Source organism: Nitratireductor sp. (assembly GCF_017794765.1).
In the GTDB taxonomy this organism is placed as follows: Bacteria; Pseudomonadota; Alphaproteobacteria; order Rhizobiales; family Rhizobiaceae; genus Nitratireductor.
This window is the reverse complement of sequence record NZ_CP051236.1, coordinates 3281426-3296815: the sequence shown is the minus strand read 5'-3', so window position 1 is coordinate 3296815 and position 15390 is coordinate 3281426. Positions and strand designations below refer to the sequence as shown.

Genomic DNA, 15390 nt, shown 5'->3' with positions numbered 1-15390 from the left:
GATGGTGGGGCAGGGGCCAAACCAAGTCAATCCAGCGAAACGAATGGCGGAACCGTCACTGTGGATGGCGTTATCGCCAGTACCTTGAACAGTGTTCCCATCTGGTCCGGGCCGGCAAGGCGTTCCACATCGTTGCGGATGGCCTGCTGTTCTGTGGCATTCTTGCCGGCACCGAGCCGTCCGGCACGCTCCAGAAGGCCGAGGCCGATGAGGAAGTCACCCTGATTCAAGAGTGCTGAGGCGAGACCTTCATTCTTTGCAGCACGCGCCAAAGCTGAGAAATCCACATGCGCCGTCAGGTCGGCCTTGCCAGGTTCCTTCAGCACGTCCTGATAGGCGTGACCGCGCATGGCCTGCAACGTGTCGCCGGGGGCGGGTGTCGCATAGCCATAGTCAATGAACAGACCAGCGCCGCCATGTCTGCCGATGCGTTCGGCAATACGGGTCATCAGGGCGTTGCGAGCGGGCGCGAGTTCCACGATTGCCCCTTCGGGCGCGTTATTTGCACCCGGCGGTAAAAGAGCGGGGTCTGCAGAGCCGGCCCCTGCCATGAACGCAAGCCGTTCTTTCGTATCGAGGCCCACCACGCGTTCGCGCCAGGCATTTCCGACTTTCGCATATTGCCGGATAGGGATGGCGTCGAATAGCTCATTGCCAATGATGAAAAGTGGTCCTTCCGGGAGCGAGCCCATGTCGGCAATCCATGACGCTTCGCCATCCGGAAGCCCAAGCGTCTTACGCTGCACGTCGCTCAGCCGGGGGCTCGCTTCGATCATGAAAAGCCGCATCTGCTTTCCGAACGCCGGGTCGATTTTCGCCCAGGTCCGGAGCATGTCCTTCATCAGCGTTCCGCGTCCGGGGCCAATCTCGGCCACAACAGGCGTTTTCGGTGCACCGCTCGCCTTCCATGCGGTGTAGAGCCAGACGGCACACAATTCGCCGAACATCTGGCTGATTTCGGGTGCCGTGGTGAAGTCGCCATCGGCGCCAAAGGGCTCGCGCGTCGTGTAATAGCCCTCTTCGGGATCGAAAAGGCAAAGCGCCATATAGTCGGCGATGCTCATTGGCCCCGCCGTTTCGATCTGCGCCCTGATGCGATCCTTCAGTGTTTTCATCGGGCTGCGGCCCGCGCCCTCAGCATCGCCCACACACCCACAAGCACCATGGGAAGCGAAAGCACCATGCCCATGGTCAGCCACCCGCCGGCCAGATAGCCGATATGCGCATCAGGCTCGCGGAAGAACTCGACCACGATGCGCGACAGGCCGTAGCCGCACACGAACGCGCCGGCGACGAAGCCAGGCATTTTCAGCTTCTGCCCCTTATGGGTGAGAAGGCGCAGCACCACGAAAAGCACCAGCCCTTCGAGCGCTGCTTCATAAAGCTGGCTTGGATGGCGCGGCTCCGGGCCGCCATTGGGAAAAACAAAGGCCCAGGGCACGTCCGTCACCCGGCCCCAGAGCTCCGAATTGATGAAATTGGCCACACGAACGAGGCCAAGCCCGATCGGCACCACCGCCGAAATCGTGTCGAACAGGCTCCAGGCATTGATGCCGCGCTTTCGGGCGAAGAGCAACATGGCGAGCGTGACGCCGAGCAGCCCGCCGTGGAACGACATGCCACCCTCCCACACGGCGAGAATGTCGAGCGGGTTCGCGATGTAGCGCGGCAGGTCATAAAAGAGAATATAGCCAATCCGCCCGCCGGCCACGATGCCGATCGCCGCCCAGAGAACGAAATCGTCGAGATCCGTTACCGTCAGCGCCGGCTTCCCGCCGGCCCAAAGGCGCTCGTTTGAAACCAGCCGGCGCGCATACCACCAACCGGCGAGGATGCCGACCACATAGCCGAGCCCATACCAGTGGATTGCGAGCGGCCCCAGTTGCAATGCTACCGGATCGATTGCGGGAAAGGGCAGGGCAGCGAGAGGCGTTAGCAGGTAGTCGGTCAATCAGGCCTCCCGGCGCATGAAACTCAGTCGCCGCAGGTATTGCGAAGCATCGGGGCAAGGTCAAGGCGCGGTTTGCCTTGCATTCGGTCGCCTTGCCCACTAGGTCAGGGGTTCAATCTGGGAAACGAGCCATGACCAACGGAAGCAACCGAATCCTCGACGAGTTCGCCAAGCTGATGACCGATGCCGCAGGTGCCGCCCAGGGCGTGCGCCGCGAGGTCGAGACAGCCTTTCAGGCACAGGCCGAACGCATTCTCAGCTCGATGGACGTCGTCCAGCGCGAAGAGTTCGAGATGGTGCGCGAGATGGCATTGAAAGCACGCGAAGAAAACGCAGCGCTCATCGCACGCATTGAGGCTCTGGAAGCAAAACTTTCGGAAGGCGGTGCGGCAAAAGCTGCGAAATCCGATTCGAAACCGGCTTCATCGACCCGGATGAAAAAATAATTTTTTATTACCGACGCCTGTGTATGGCGTCAAAAAATCCTTGTCCGAGAGTCGCTTACGCCGCGCCGCTTTGTGCCGCTCGGCGTTTCTATCCACACGCTCCACAGGCTTTCGGCAAAAAAGGTCTGGTCACGCGACTCTGCATCAATACACTGAATTTACAGCGTGATTCGTAACTGGTCATGCAGTCGGGCAGGGGCGGGCCCGCGTTAGTTCCATGCGTTGTCGTTGTCGCTCCACATTGTGTTTCAGGTCTGAAACGTCTTGCGGAATAGCGTTTCCGCTGTGGATTCTTGCGGGGTGTTGCGGCGCCTCCAGATACGGGAAAGCAGATTAATGAGCCTTCTTGAACTCGACATGACCCGTGATGCGCATCCCGTCGATGTCATCGAGCATGTCGCGCACACCAATGACTGGAGCTTCGAGCGTAATGGCGACGACGAAATCGCCATCGCCGTGGCCGGCACATGGACCGACTATAACGTGTCCTTCTCCTGGATGGAGGAATTCGAGGCGCTGCATGTCGCCTGCGCCTTTGATCTGAAAGTGCCTGCGAAGCGTACCCTGGAAGTCATGCGGCTCCTTTCGCTCATCAACGAACAGATGCTGTTCGGCCATTTCGACCTGTGGGAGCGCGAGAATGTCGTGATGTTCCGCCAGGCGCTCGTTCTTGCCGGTGGTGTCGAGCCTACGGGCCAGCAGGTCGAGACCATGCTCAACAGCGCTCTGGAAGCCTGCGAATGTTATTATCAGGCCTTCCAGTATGTCATCTGGTCGGGCAGCACCGCTCAGGATGCATTGAACAGCGTGTTGTTCGAAACCTACGGAAACGCCTAGGTCGCAAGAAGGGGAGCGGGCATGTCATCGGAGAAGGCCCCGGAAATCACATTCGACGATTTCCTGAAAGTGGATATCCGCATCGGCACCGTGATTGAGGCTGAACCTTATCCGGAAGCCCGCAAACCTGCTATCAAGCTCAAGGTCGATTTCGGTCCGGAGATCGGTATCAAGAAATCGTCCGCGCAGATCACCGTGCATTATACGCCCGAGAGTCTCGTCGGGCGGCAGGTGGTGGCGGTGGTGAATTTCCCGCCGCGCCAGATCGGAAAATTCATGTCGGAAATCCTCGTGATGGGGTTTTCAGACGAAAATGGCGCCATCGTTCTCGCTGGATGCGACGGGAAAGTGCCAAACGGCAGCCGCCTTCACTAAACAGCCTCAGCAGGCCTGATCCGGGTTGTATAAATTCGGCCGTCCGTGCCTCAATCCAGAAAACCAAACGTCTCCGCGCCGTCAAAGTGGCGAATACGCAGACCGGCGATCGCACCTGCTTCCATCAGCCGTGCATTGATGGCCATGCGGTCGCCGCCGCCTTTCGGGCTCCAATGGGTCGTGCATCCGCAGGTGTGGCAGTGGTGCATTGCAAGCGTCCTGTCGCCCTGCACATAGGCCACGGTTTCGTCTTCGCCGCATAGAAAGCTGACCTCGGCAGGATCGCAGTGCAGCCAGAGCGCACCGAGCCTGCGGCAGAGCGAGCAGTTGCAGTCGGTCAACCACAAGGGCCGCGCGGACGTTTCCATCCGCACGGCCCCGCAATGACATGCCGCTGTCAGCGTCATTTCAGTCAGGCGACTTCGTCGTCGCGCTGGTTGACGAAGATCAGGACGCCGATGATTGCCATGTAGAACTTGAAGGCGGCGTCCTGTCCGTTCCAGGTGTCGGACTGCCACATCAGGAACCATTCGCCGCCGACGACCATGAAGCCGAAGAACCAGACGAGAAAGCCGATTGTTGCGCCGATGATTGTCAGGTTTTTCGAAGCTTGGAACTCGGCAGCCGACGCGTTGCGCGCGCCGAACATTCTAAGAGCACCCAGAAGCAGAAGCACGAAGGTAAGGCCTTCACCGGCGATGATCAGCCAGTATCCTGCGTGCCACAGCGCCGGCGTGGTGATGGCGCGATACATGGCCGAGTTCCCGGGGAAGGTCGTGTCCATGCTGAACACGTGCTGCACGAACGCGAAATTCGAGCCATAGTCGGTGATGTTGTTGAAGGTCACCATAAAGGCGAAGGCAGCGAGTGCCAGCGTCATGGCGATTTTTGCGTAGCGTGAAGTCATGGGCCTCTTCCTTGAGATGATCGACCGGGCAAAAACGCGTCTGTAGCCCGGTTGCGACTCAGTGTGTTAGACGAAAGGATAACGTGCAATCTACCGCAGGCGAAGGGTCAGGAGACTGCCCGACCCACCGACAGCAGGAGACAAGTCTTGAAGACGATCGTCGAACTGACCAGCGCAGCACGCCGCAAGGCCGAGATCGCCGGCCTCGACAGGCAGTTGGACCGCCTCAGTCTGGGTGACTGGGCCCGCAAGGGGGACTTCGTTGAACTGTCGGGACAGGGGGAGATCATCGTCTTTATGATCCGCGCACGGCGCATCCGCGTGGATGCCGATGGTGTCCAGACACTGGTTTTCGAATTAGACCACCCACCCCGCCCGGCTGTACGTTGACGCTGTGGATACGCTCTATGAGGGCACGCGGATAACGGCACGCAGCCCGCCGAGCGGGCTGTCGTCCAGTGTCACGTCGCCCCCGTGGCTACGGGCGATGTCGCGGGCAATGGACAGGCCAAGCCCCGTCCCGCTTTCATCCTGATTGCGGGCTTCGTCAAGCCGCACAAAGGGTTTGAAAACGTCCTCGCGCATGTCGGCTGGAATGCCTGGCCCGTCATCGTCTACGGTGATGGTCAATGTCCCATTGCTGTTGCGAGCGGTGATCTGAACATTTGAGGCGTAGCGGAACGCGTTGCCAATCACATTGTTCAGCAACCGGCTGAAGGCATTGGGCCGTACATGCATATGCGTGTTGCCGCTGGTCTCGACCTTCAGCGTGCACCCGCGCAGGCCGGCTTCTTCCACCGCGCGATCAAAGAATGCGGCCAGATCGAATTCACCCGGATCTTCCGCAGCTTCACCGCGTGCGAAAGCGAGATATCCTTCGAGCATCGAGCGCATGTCTTCGATGTCCTGATTGAGCGCCTCGATGTCCTCTTTGCTGCCGGCCACGGCAAGTTGCAGCTTGAAGCGTGTCAGGATGGTTCTGAGGTCGTGGCTCACCCCCGTCAGCATGGCTGTTCGCTGTTCGATCTGGCGCTCGATTCTTTCACGCATCAAGAGGAAGGCGCTGCCGGCACGGCGGATTTCTTCCGCGCCGCGCGGTCGGAAATCGCTCGGTGTCGGCCGCCCCTTGCCAAAACTGTCTGCAGCGGCCGCCAATTGCAGGATGGGGCGGATCTGGTTGCGCAGAAAGGCCACCGCAATGGCGATCAGCACCAGCGACGTGCCCACCATCCAGAGAAGGAAAATGTGCGTGTTGGACGCATAGGCCTGGCTGCGGCGGGCGAAGACGCGCAGGACCTGGTTTTCCAACTGAATGCGGATTTCGATTATGTTCGAATTGCCCACGGTGTCGAGCCAGAACGGCCGGTTGATCTGCCGGGTAATCTCCTCGCCCAGCGTTTGATCGAGGATGGAGAAAAACGGCTTGGGGCCGGGCGCGGGCAGGGGATCGGGCGGGAGAAGATCGATTTTCAGCGCCAGCCGTTCCTGCGCGATGCGGATAACCTGCGCATAGCCGTCATTGCCCGGATATGTCTCGATCATGTCGATAATGGCGGAAATATCACGCGTGACGGCCTGACTGAGCCGTTGCGTGACAGTCTGCCAATGGCGCTCCATGAAAACAAAGGCGATGACCGACTGGAGGAGCAGCATCGGTGCGATCACAATGATGAGCGAGCGCGCATAGAGCTGCTTGGGCATATAGCGCGAAACGATGCGCCAGAACCGCCGCCAGGGCCTGCGCATGGCGCCGAGTGCCTGTTTGAAGTGCGTCAACGACGTGATCTTCCCGGCTGCCGTCTTCTGATCTGAGTTGATTTTCAATTCCGCCATTCGCCCTTTCGGGCATCCATTCCCGAACTGCAATCAAGTCTGATCCTATGCATTGCGCGCGAAAGAGGGAACTGCTTTTCCGCGCTGCGCACTTGCAGCCACCTCATGGCTGTCTGCATGGCGACACAACGTTAATGACTGCAAAGAACCTCTTGACTTAAAGCCGGCTTGAACTTCGAAAGTGCGTGGCATGTCGGTTCCGACTGATTTTCCAGGGAGACACCATGTCAGCACATTCACAGGCAGCTTCGGTCCCAAGTGCGATTTATCGCGTTGACAAGTTCACCGTTCCTGTAGCGGCGCGCGAGGAATTTCTCGATCGTGTTTCCGCCACGCATGCACTTTTGCGTGAGCAGGCGGGTTTCATGGGGGATATCATTCTCGAGCAGGCGTCAGGCCCCGGAGTGTTCAACTTTGTCACGATGGTGGAATGGGAGGGGTTGGAGGCGATTGCGCGCGCAGGTGAGGCTGTCGCTCGCATGCATTCGGAAACGGGGTTCGACCGCCTCGAGATGATGGGTCGCCTTGGCATAAAGGCGGATATTGCAAACTACCGGCCGCTTTCGGTTTGAGGGGCGGGCTATTCCACGCTTAGCCGATATCCGATGCCCCGCACGGTCTGCAGGTATACGGGATTGGAGGGGTCGCGCTCGATCTTGCGGCGCAGGCGGTTGATCTGAACGTCGATCGTGCGCTCGCCCACTTCCGAATCCTCACCCACCAGTTCATGCCGGGGCACGGTCTCACCCGCCCGCTCCGCGAAAATCACCATGATGTCGCGTTCGCGGTCGGTCAGCTTCACGAGCTTGCCGCTGTGCTTGAGTTCACGTTTGGCGATCTGGAATGCGTAAGGGCCGAATACGACCTGCTCCACCTTGGGGGTGGATTGCGGTGCGCTACGGCGCAGAATGCTGTTGATGCGCAGCACCAGCTCCCGAGGATCGAACGGCTTGGGCAGGTAGTCGTCGGCGCCGGCCTCAAGCCCCGTGACGCGGCTGTCAGTTTCCGAAAGTGCGGTCAGCATCAGGATAGGTGTGTCTTTCTCCTCGCGCAGCGACCTGGTCAGCGAGACACCGTCCTCTCCCGGCATCATCACATCGAGAACGACGAGATCGAAATCGAGCCCCACCAGCTTGCGGCGTGCTTCGGCTGCGTTGCCGGCAATGGTGACGCGGAAACCGTTTTCCCGCAGAAAGCGGTTGAGCAGGCTTCGAATACGCGTGTCGTCGTCTACCACCAGCAAATGCGGCGCATCATCGCTCAGGACAGGCGGGTCCTTTTCGAGATTGCCGGTTTCGCTCATCGTGACGACCTCCTCAAGCGACGTGGACGCATTGCTCATTTAGAACGCCCGTTGGGCAGTTTGTCCATCTGAGCGCGCAGTTCCGGGTTCACCATGGCGCGCAGAAAGCGTTCTACCGCCGCGCTGTCGCCCGGCTGAGCCTCTTCAAGTGCCGCACGGATGCGGCGGGACTGTGGCAGCGCCAGCGCCAGCGCCAGGTCGCGTCCCTTCTGCGTTGGATAGAGTTCGCGCTGACGCCGGTCGCGGGGGCCTGGAACCTGAACAATATATCCGTCGTCGATGAGTTGTTTGAGCACCCGCGCCAGGCTCTGCTTGGTGATCCTCAAGACTTCGAGCAGTTCCGCAACGGTCAAGCCCGGCAGGCGGTTGACGAAATGCAGCACCCGGTGGTGGGCTCTTCCGAAACCGTATTCGTCGAGGATGGCGTCGGGGTCGGCCGTGAAATCCCGGTAGGCGAAGAACAGATGCTCGATGATTGCGAAGTCAACGCCATCATCCAGCGTCAGCGGGGTTTTGATCGGGTTGGCGTCGGTCATGCTCTTTAGCTGCTTCCGGTCGTTTCGGTCGTTGGATAAAGAAATTATGTCAGTCTTATTGACATAATTTCAAGGCATGGTAATTTTTGGCAATGTTTTCGTCCTGACGCGAACAAAAAGGTATCCTGAAGGTCATTTTTCGGAACATCCTTCAAATTCCTTTTGGTAACGCATAGGCTGTGACGGAAGAAGGCGCCGTCCAGAGGACGGTATTTTCGATTTGCCCGGTTCCACGGAAACGGACCGGCGGGAGAGGTTACATGGCAGCGGTTCCTTTTGATCAGCTCGAGGGCTTTATCTGGCTCAATGGTGAATTCGTCAAATGGGCAGACGCCAAGATTCACGTGTTGTCCCATGGACTGCACTATGCCAGTGCCGTATTCGAGGGCGAACGGGCTTACGGGGGCGAGATCTTCAAGCTTACCGAGCACACCGAGCGCCTGCATGAATCCGCACGCATTCTGGGCTTCACGATCCCGTGGTCGGTCCAGGAAATCGATGATGCATGCCGAGAGCTCCTGGCGCGTCAGGGTTTTGCCGACGCCTATGTTCGTCCGATTGCGTGGCGCGGAAGCGAGATGATGGGTGTGTCTGCTCAGAACAACCGCATCAACCTTGCCATCGCGATCTGGCAGTGGCCGAGCTATTTCGATCCGGAGCAGCGGCTCAAGGGCATCCGCCTCGACATGGCCGAGTATCGTCGCCCGGATCCTCGCACGGCCCCGTCCAGATCCAAGGCTGCCGGCCTCTACATGATCTGTACGCTTTCCAAGCATGCGGCGGAGGCCAAAGGGTATGCCGACGCGATGATGCTGGATTGGCGTGGCCAGGTCGCTGAAGCGACGGGGGCCAACATTTTCTTCGTCAAGGACGGCGTCCTGCATACGCCGACCCCTGACTGTTTCCTTGATGGAATCACCCGTCGCACGGTGATCGATCTTGCCCGCCGTCGCGGTCTCGAAGTGGTTGAGCGTGCAATTATGCCGGAAGAGCTGGAAGGTTTTGAACAGTGCTTCCTGTGCGGTACCGCTGCCGAGGTCACGCCTGTTTCCGAGATCGGCCCTTACCGCTTCGAAGTCGGTGAAATCACGCGTTTGCTGATGAATGACTATGCCAACGAAGTGCGTCCGGAGCTGCGTGTGGCGGCGCAATAAGTAGCCGCAACTACAGGTTACTTCGTCAAATATTCACAGCCTCCTGTTTGACAAGGGCCGGAAACGCGCTTTCATGGGCGCGCCGGCCCTGGGAGGTCGGTTTTTTGAGAGGGACCGGACATGGAAGCTCTACTTCCTATTATTGTGCAGGCTGTTACTGGTGTTCTTGGCGGTGAAGCGATTGGCTCTGTCGTCAAGAAGGCCGCTATGGGGCATGGTGCCAAGATACTGAGCGGTATCATCGGCGGTGTCGGTGGCGGCGCCCTGCTGTCGAGCATGGGCGGCGATGCCGGTGCTCTGGGCGGCCTGCTTGGTGATGCAGTTGGCGGAGCTGTCGGTGGCGGTGTACTCACCGGCATTGTTGGTGCCGTCATGGGCGCCATGAACAAGAGCTGATTTTCATCAATTCTCTGAGGCGGGCAGCCGGAAGTGGTTGCCCGTTTCCCATTTCAGCCCCGCGTTTGCGGGCGCGATCAAGAGGGCTTTATGGGTAATCTCCGGGCCGGCGTCATCCCCGTGACACCATTTCAGCAGAACTGCACCATTCTCTTCGATGAAGAGCTCAAGAATGGTGTTGTGGTTGACCCTGGTGGCGAGGTGGATCGTATTCGCCAGGCCATTGACGAGAATGGTATTGCCGTTGAAGCGATCTGGCTGACCCACGGTCATATTGACCACGCGGGCGGCGCGATGGATCTCAAGGATGCACTCAGTGTCCCGCTTATAGGGCCGCACGAGGATGATCGGGAGTTGCTAGCCAATCTGGAGAATCAGGCCCGCATGTTCGGCCTCGATCAGTCGGTGCGCAATGTCACCCCTGACCGCTATCTCAGCGAGGGCGAAACGGTCTCGTTCGGCGATCACGTTTTCGAGGTTCTGCACTGCCCAGGGCATGCTCCGGGACATGTTGTGTTCTTCAATCGCAAGGCCCGGTTTGCGCATGTGGGCGACGTGCTCTTCAACGGCTCCGTGGGGCGTACGGACCTGCCGGGCGGTGATCATGATGCCCTGATCCGCTCGATCAGGGAAAAGCTATTGCCGCTGGGTGATGACATCGGCTTTCTCTGTGGTCATGGTCCTGGAGGACGCTTCGGTGACGAACGGCGATCAAACCCCTTTCTCGTGTAGTTTTGCTTTTTCTGCGTGGGGTTACCTTGCGCACGAGATCAGAAAGCGTTGGCAGCAAAATCTTGGTCGGATCACGCGCTCGTGAACGGTAACACACTGGTAAGGCGCTTCTCCCCCGATTGAACTTGCGAAGTTTTGTCGATTAAAGCTTGCGCTGCGCAGAGTGACCGGCGATCGCACTGAATACAGTGATCCCGGTCCGACATTCGTCGGTTTTCCGAGGACCGGTTCCCCATTTTTGATAGAGTGTCCTTAGAATGCGTTCTTTATCTCCACATCCAGCTTTTCATGAAGAAAGGCCGGGCTGAGCCCGGCCTTATTTCTACTCGGGGCAGGGAACCCTAGACTAGCGCGGCTGGCAGAAATGGCGCTGACCGTCATAGCCCATGAACGTGCCGGTACGCCCGTCGAAGCTGCGATAGCGGTTGGAGCAGTAACGGAACCAATCACGCGACCAGGGCTCCATTGTCGTGCGATGATAAACGGGGCGCTGCTGATACACCGGCCGTGTCGTCACCTCAGGTTGATAATCCCAGCCGGAGGAGGAACCGTAGTGATAGCTATAGCCAGGCTGCGGCTGACGATAGGGCGGGTCGATGTAGACACGGTCATCACCGCGGCGCGACTCTGAGAGAAGTCCGCCGACGATCGCGCCTGCGGCCAGGCCAATGACGCCGGCAGCGATGGCGTCGTTGTTGTTGTGTCGATGACGATGACGATGGCCGGCATCGGCGGTGGAGATCGCTCCGAGCGTTGTGGCTGCGACGGCAAGGGAGAGAACACCCGTCTTCAGGAAGCGTTTCATGACTTTACCTCTTCAAATATGAACTGCGGTTTTTCAGGGGGCTCCGCAGCTTTCGCAAGGGATTTACCCCTTCGCACCTGAATGGCACCTGAATGAGGCAGGCAGCCTGCGTTTAACTGTTATGAAGCATCGCCGCGTCTCTGCGGGCGTTGAGCCCGGTTTCGCTGCTTGTGGTCTCCAACAGCGCGTCGATGAAGCCTTGAGCTCATCTCGACGAGACATGCATCGGGCGATCCGGAGCGTCCATCACTATGGACCAAGCTTGAGATCAGGAGCTCGACAGCGGCTCTTCCATAACCTTGGCTGCAAAGGGTATCGTGCAATGTTTCAGCCGTCGCGTTTCAGCCCTTCAGTCCCGTTGCTGCGAGAGATTACGTTGGTGAAGGTGGGCAGGTCTTTACATTGCTGGTGATCGGATGCATTGACGCCGGGCATGGTTGAGACACCGGGCGTAGCTGAGGCACTGGGCATAGCTGAGTTTCCAAAACCAGAGTTGGAAACAGGCGGGCAGGGGATTGTTTCAGGAAAACGTCGTTTCGCTGCCTACGCCTCTCTATGCAAACTGGCGCAAACATCAATGGCGTCCGGCAGGCCGCAGGACGCTTCAGGGCAATTCCGGAACCGCCGCGACAGCTCATTGTCCGGAATTGCTCAAAACAGGGGCTTTGCCTCAATCGTCGTTTCGTGACACCGGCAAAGCTATTTTGCAGGAATGCTGCGCCCGGTCAGGGCGCAAGCTCCAGGTTAACGGCTTTCGGACCTTTGCCGCGCTTATCCGGCTCGGTCTCGAATGTAACCTTCTGTCCGTCCTCAAGACCCTGCAGGCCGGATGCCTGGACGGCTGAAATATGAACAAACACGTCCTTCTCGCCATTGTCCGGGGTGATAAACCCGTATCCCTTGGCCTGATTGAAGAACTTGACGGTACCACTCTGCGACATAGGAAGGAGTCCTTTCTCCCTTTATGCTGGTTTCGGCGGGCCAACCTCTTGACGGGTTTTGGCCCATGGCGTCATCGGTCGTTTACTGGGGGAGAAGAAACAGTCAGCTTCGCGCCTCTCATCGGGACCAATGGTGCGGGCTTCTTGCCCGGACAAATCGTTTGTCCTCGTTGCTTCGACGCGACTTCCCGGAAGGGGATTTAGGTCCCCCCGCCAGGGCATGCCATTCCAGTCTCCGGGCCGGCAAATGCCCGAATGGCAGGGAGCTTGTTCGATTTTTTTGAGGGGGGCAAGCGAAAGTTTTATGAATAATACGAATTGCGAAGAGCGATGTTCCTGCAATCTGTACGGGCAAATAAAAAGCGCGGCGAGTGAACGCCGCGCTCGAAATGTGCATCCGAGAGTGTCTCGAAATCAGGCCGCGGACAGATTGACTGCCTTCGGACCCTTACCCATGCGGTCGGGCTCGACCTCGAAGGAAACCTTCTGACCGTCGCTGAGCGTGGTCATGCCGGAACGCTCAACAGCCGAGATGTGAACGAACACGTCTTTCGCGCCATCATCGGGGGTGATGAAGCCGAAGCCTTTGCTCGCATTGAAGAATTTAACGGTGCCTGTCTGGGCCATTGGGAAACTCCTTTTCCCTTTGAGAAGTCGCGTCTGCGCAACGTGCACAGCTTAGCGGTGGTTCGAGAGTTTGAAGAAAATCGGGGAAAGGGGCCGTCCAAATCATAAAGCTTCCAGTCTCCGGGTCTGCAATCACCCGAGCGCGGATGAATCTATGACACGAAAGGGAAAGAGCTACAAGACTCTCCGAAGAGCCGGTTTGCATCCCCGCCGGGCCGTGCAATTGCGCGCATTTTGACAAGCGGCTTAAAAAATCGCGAGCCGGAGAAACGTCATTTTCAGCCGGATTTCGACATAAACTCCGGAGCGTATTCTACTAAGGTATAATATCCGTCATCTGCTTGCGGCTGCTTCCAGCGCGGCAATGTCGAGCTTGACCATCTGGAGCATCGCCTCGGTGATGCGCTGTGCCCTGGCGGGGTCCGGATCGTTCATCAATTCACCGAGTTGTTTCGGCAAAATCTGCCAGCTCAGCCCCCAGCGATCTTTCAGCCATCCGCATTGTTCGATGGTTCCGCTTTCGCCGAGCGCGGCCCACAATCGATCGATCTCGGCCTGTGTGTCGCATTCGATGATGATCGAGAAACTGTGGTTGAATGCATCCGGCGGTCCGGCTTCAAGGCCCCGGTAATGCTGCCCGCCGACTGCGAAGCTCGCGATCTATATAATTCCCGACGCCTGGATCAGGCTTTTTCCGCTATCGGAATCCAGCCGTGCAGAATCCGCATGTCAGGCAGTGTTGCGGACCAGAAGTGCCCCTGAAAGGGCTGGTCATGGGCGCGGGCGATTGGCACATCGCGCAGCCTGCAAAGAAGCAGCGTTCCGACAGCGCCATGAGCGATGACGGCAATGTCTCCGGTTCCCCCTTCCGAGAGGATCCTGTTCAGGGTTGCATGAATCCTGTGCTGTGCATCAATAGCGCGCTCCCATCCCAGAATACTTCTGGTCGGCTGGGCAAAGAAGGCATCAGCCATGCGCTCAAATTCAGGAGGCGGAAGAAAGCCGGTCGCCGAACGGTCATTTTCTCCCAGCATGGGGTCTGTTTTGACGTCGGTACGGCGCTCTGCGCCAAGAATGGCGGCCGCTTCAAGGGCCTTTTTCTCCGTGCTCGACCAGATCGTTCCGATGTTTTGGGCGGCGTCACTTGTTGCAAAACGCATCATGCGCTCGCGTCCGGCAGTGCTTAGCCCCCAGTCTTTCACGTCGGTGCTGGGGTCGACGATGACCTCGGGGTGTGTGATGAAGAGAAGTCTTGCCATCGATGCATGTTCTGGCACGAGGCGGGTTCGGGGTCCATCCCGTGCCTTAAAACTCATTCGCGCAAATCTGGCGCCAGAAGCGCGCCTTCAAATTCCTTTCGGGCGACGGTGGTGCATAGGGCGAGCCATTCGCAGCCAAGACACGCCTTTCGGGTCTTGCCCTCGGCAAAGGCGGAGCGCATCCGTTCGATCAGTCTCTTGTCGAGGTGCAGGGCGTGGCCTGTATCAATCGCCTGGCCGAGCCAATATGAAAGTGCGCTTGCAGCACGGGTATCCCGTTGGCCCACACGCGCGTTGAGGCAGTGCGCGTGCGGGTTTTCCCCAAGGAGGGGACGGCAAATGTCGTCTGGTCCTTCGACGAGAACTGCATCCTCACCTGCATTGAGGCGTAAAACGATCTCGTCATAATTGGCGGTGAAAGCGGGGCTGTAGCCCCGCCCGACATAAGTGAGCATGCACAGAAGATGATGCGCACGCAGCCGCACCGTCATTTCGTGTCGCCGCGTTTCGCAAACCGCGAGAGCGCCACCAGGGTTGCGGCACCGAGCGCGGATTTCAGAATGCCCCCGACGACAAAGGGTGCGACGCCAAGCAGGAACGCCTTTTCCATACCGATCATGCCGGAAAGCCAGATGCCTCCCATCGCGAGACAGAGTGCGTTTGCCGAGAGCATGGAACTGAACGCGAGGAGCGGGCGTCGAGCGTTCCAGCCTCGTTCAGCCAGAAGGCCGACGAGGAGTGCCATGATCGGAAACGACGCAAGGTAGCCGCCAGTCGGTCCGGCGAAATGGGCAAGGCCACCGGCACCACCGGCCAGAACCGGCAGGCCGATCATGGCCTCACCGAGCCAAGTGAGGACGGTCAGCGTACCCAGGCGTGCGCCGTAGAGCGCGCCGATCATCGCGATCGCGAAGGTCTGCATGGTCACCGGGACCGGGACCATGGGGACTTCGACGCGCGACGCCAGCGCCAGGAACGCTGTGCCAAGCACGACTGCGCCGACCTTGAAAGCAAGCGACTTCTGGTCAAGCTGCAGGGCGCCCGCACTGCCGATCAGGCCGGGGGTGTGCAGGTGGACGGAACCTTGTGACATTGTGCACCTTTAAAATTATAGATAATTTTGGGTATTGATCTATTATTGAGTCCATATTCGCGCAGCTTTGGCAAGAGGGGTGTGAATAACCCTTCTCGGCTTCATCGGTTTCAGGGCTAATGAGCGTGGCTGCGCGGGGACGGCGCGCGAAAGTCAGGGCTCTGGACCTGCTTGGCCTGGAAACGAAGACCGCGG

22 protein-coding genes are annotated in these 15390 nt (G+C 58.8%); 8 read left to right on the top strand and 14 right to left on the bottom strand.

What is annotated here, in order from left to right; all coding sequences use genetic code 11:
- Positions 1–26: 26 nt before the first annotated feature.
- Positions 27–1115, bottom strand: a complete 1089-nt coding sequence (locus HF949_RS15605; RefSeq protein ID WP_292896781.1) for a class I SAM-dependent methyltransferase — start codon at positions 1113–1115, stop codon at positions 27–29.
- Positions 1112–1951: a prolipoprotein diacylglyceryl transferase gene (lgt, locus tag HF949_RS15600; protein ID WP_292896779.1), complete on the bottom strand. Its 840-nt coding sequence runs from the start codon at positions 1949–1951 to the stop codon at positions 1112–1114. Before lgt ends, HF949_RS15605 begins: the two co-directional genes overlap by 4 nt.
- 131 nt (positions 1952–2082) lie before the next feature.
- Here lgt and HF949_RS15595 point away from each other — a divergent pair, with 131 nt between their 5' ends.
- From HF949_RS15595 to HF949_RS15585, 3 genes are all read left to right on the top strand, one after another.
- A complete protein-coding gene (locus HF949_RS15595) occupies positions 2083–2397 on the top strand; it encodes an accessory factor UbiK family protein (RefSeq protein WP_292896777.1) in 315 nt (104 codons plus the stop codon).
- 336 nt (positions 2398–2733) lie between these two features.
- Positions 2734–3234, top strand: coding sequence for a YbjN domain-containing protein (locus tag HF949_RS15590; protein ID WP_223021232.1), 501 nt, complete (start codon positions 2734–2736; stop codon positions 3232–3234).
- Positions 3235–3255: 21 nt separating this feature from the next.
- The gene (locus HF949_RS15585) at positions 3256–3609 is read left to right on the top strand and encodes a tRNA-binding protein (protein WP_292896775.1); all 354 of its coding nucleotides are present in this window, start codon (positions 3256–3258) and stop codon (positions 3607–3609) included.
- 50 nt (positions 3610–3659) lie between these two features.
- Here HF949_RS15585 and HF949_RS15580 read toward each other — a convergent pair whose 3' ends face one another.
- Positions 3660–4016, bottom strand: coding sequence for a GFA family protein (locus HF949_RS15580; protein ID WP_441338378.1), 357 nt, complete (start codon positions 4014–4016; stop codon positions 3660–3662).
- A gap of 5 nt (positions 4017–4021) precedes the next feature.
- Positions 4022–4516 carry a DUF2165 family protein gene (locus tag HF949_RS15575; RefSeq protein WP_292896771.1) on the bottom strand — a complete coding sequence of 165 codons (495 nt, stop codon included), beginning with the start codon at positions 4514–4516 and terminating at the stop codon, positions 4022–4024.
- 147 nt (positions 4517–4663) lie between these two features.
- On the opposite strand from HF949_RS15575, the gene HF949_RS15570 reads away from it, so the two are divergent.
- Entirely contained in the window at positions 4664–4906 is a 243-nt protein-coding gene (locus HF949_RS15570) for a hypothetical protein (RefSeq protein ID WP_292896769.1), read from the top strand.
- 15 nt (positions 4907–4921) lie between these two features.
- Here the strand turns inward: HF949_RS15570 and HF949_RS15565 are convergent, their stop codons facing one another.
- On the bottom strand, positions 4922–6262 hold the full coding sequence (locus HF949_RS15565) for a sensor histidine kinase (protein ID WP_292900249.1): 1341 nt from the start codon (positions 6260–6262) through the stop codon (positions 4922–4924).
- 311 nt (positions 6263–6573) lie between these two features.
- On the opposite strand from HF949_RS15565, the gene HF949_RS15560 reads away from it, so the two are divergent.
- A complete protein-coding gene (locus HF949_RS15560) occupies positions 6574–6921 on the top strand; it encodes an antibiotic biosynthesis monooxygenase (protein WP_292896767.1) in 348 nt (115 codons plus the stop codon).
- An 8-nt stretch (positions 6922–6929) separates the two neighbouring features.
- Here the strand turns inward: HF949_RS15560 and HF949_RS15555 are convergent, their stop codons facing one another.
- Both HF949_RS15555 and HF949_RS15550 read right to left on the bottom strand, forming a co-directional pair.
- The gene (locus HF949_RS15555) at positions 6930–7652 is read right to left on the bottom strand and encodes a response regulator (protein ID WP_229449220.1); all 723 of its coding nucleotides are present in this window, start codon (positions 7650–7652) and stop codon (positions 6930–6932) included.
- A 35-nt stretch (positions 7653–7687) separates the two neighbouring features.
- A complete protein-coding gene (locus HF949_RS15550) occupies positions 7688–8188 on the bottom strand; it encodes a MarR family winged helix-turn-helix transcriptional regulator (protein WP_292896765.1) in 501 nt (166 codons plus the stop codon).
- Positions 8189–8448: 260 nt separating this feature from the next.
- On the opposite strand from HF949_RS15550, the gene HF949_RS15545 reads away from it, so the two are divergent.
- From HF949_RS15545 to HF949_RS15535, 3 genes are all read left to right on the top strand, one after another.
- Positions 8449–9342 (top strand): branched-chain amino acid aminotransferase, encoded by an 894-nt coding sequence (locus HF949_RS15545; RefSeq protein WP_292896763.1) that lies wholly within the window; start codon positions 8449–8451, stop codon positions 9340–9342.
- 120 nt (positions 9343–9462) lie between these two features.
- Positions 9463–9738 carry a hypothetical protein gene (locus HF949_RS15540; protein ID WP_223021225.1) on the top strand — a complete coding sequence of 92 codons (276 nt, stop codon included), beginning with the start codon at positions 9463–9465 and terminating at the stop codon, positions 9736–9738.
- A gap of 90 nt (positions 9739–9828) precedes the next feature.
- Complete coding sequence (locus HF949_RS15535; RefSeq protein ID WP_292896760.1) at positions 9829–10470, top strand: MBL fold metallo-hydrolase; 642 nt, start codon at positions 9829–9831, stop codon at positions 10468–10470.
- 346 nt (positions 10471–10816) lie between these two features.
- Here HF949_RS15535 and HF949_RS15530 read toward each other — a convergent pair whose 3' ends face one another.
- The 7 genes from HF949_RS15530 to HF949_RS15500 form a co-directional block, all read right to left on the bottom strand.
- Positions 10817–11275 (bottom strand): BA14K family protein, encoded by a 459-nt coding sequence (locus HF949_RS15530; RefSeq protein ID WP_292896758.1) that lies wholly within the window; start codon positions 11273–11275, stop codon positions 10817–10819.
- Positions 11276–12000: 725 nt separating this feature from the next.
- Positions 12001–12216: a cold-shock protein gene (locus HF949_RS15525; protein WP_292896756.1), complete on the bottom strand. Its 216-nt coding sequence runs from the start codon at positions 12214–12216 to the stop codon at positions 12001–12003.
- A 414-nt stretch (positions 12217–12630) separates the two neighbouring features.
- Positions 12631–12843 (bottom strand): cold-shock protein, encoded by a 213-nt coding sequence (locus HF949_RS15520; protein WP_223021220.1) that lies wholly within the window; start codon positions 12841–12843, stop codon positions 12631–12633.
- Between the two features lie 333 nt (positions 12844–13176).
- Entirely contained in the window at positions 13177–13503 is a 327-nt protein-coding gene (locus HF949_RS15515) for a VOC family protein (RefSeq protein ID WP_292900246.1), read from the bottom strand.
- 23 nt (positions 13504–13526) lie between these two features.
- On the bottom strand, positions 13527–14102 hold the full coding sequence (locus HF949_RS15510; protein WP_292896753.1) for a histidine phosphatase family protein: 576 nt from the start codon (positions 14100–14102) through the stop codon (positions 13527–13529).
- Between the two features lie 53 nt (positions 14103–14155).
- Positions 14156–14593 carry a DUF1284 domain-containing protein gene (locus tag HF949_RS15505; RefSeq protein ID WP_292896751.1) on the bottom strand — a complete coding sequence of 146 codons (438 nt, stop codon included), beginning with the start codon at positions 14591–14593 and terminating at the stop codon, positions 14156–14158.
- Entirely contained in the window at positions 14590–15195 is a 606-nt protein-coding gene (locus HF949_RS15500) for a biotin transporter BioY (RefSeq protein ID WP_292896750.1), read from the bottom strand. Before HF949_RS15500 ends, HF949_RS15505 begins: the two co-directional genes overlap by 4 nt.
- Between the last annotated feature and the right edge of the window lie 195 nt (positions 15196–15390).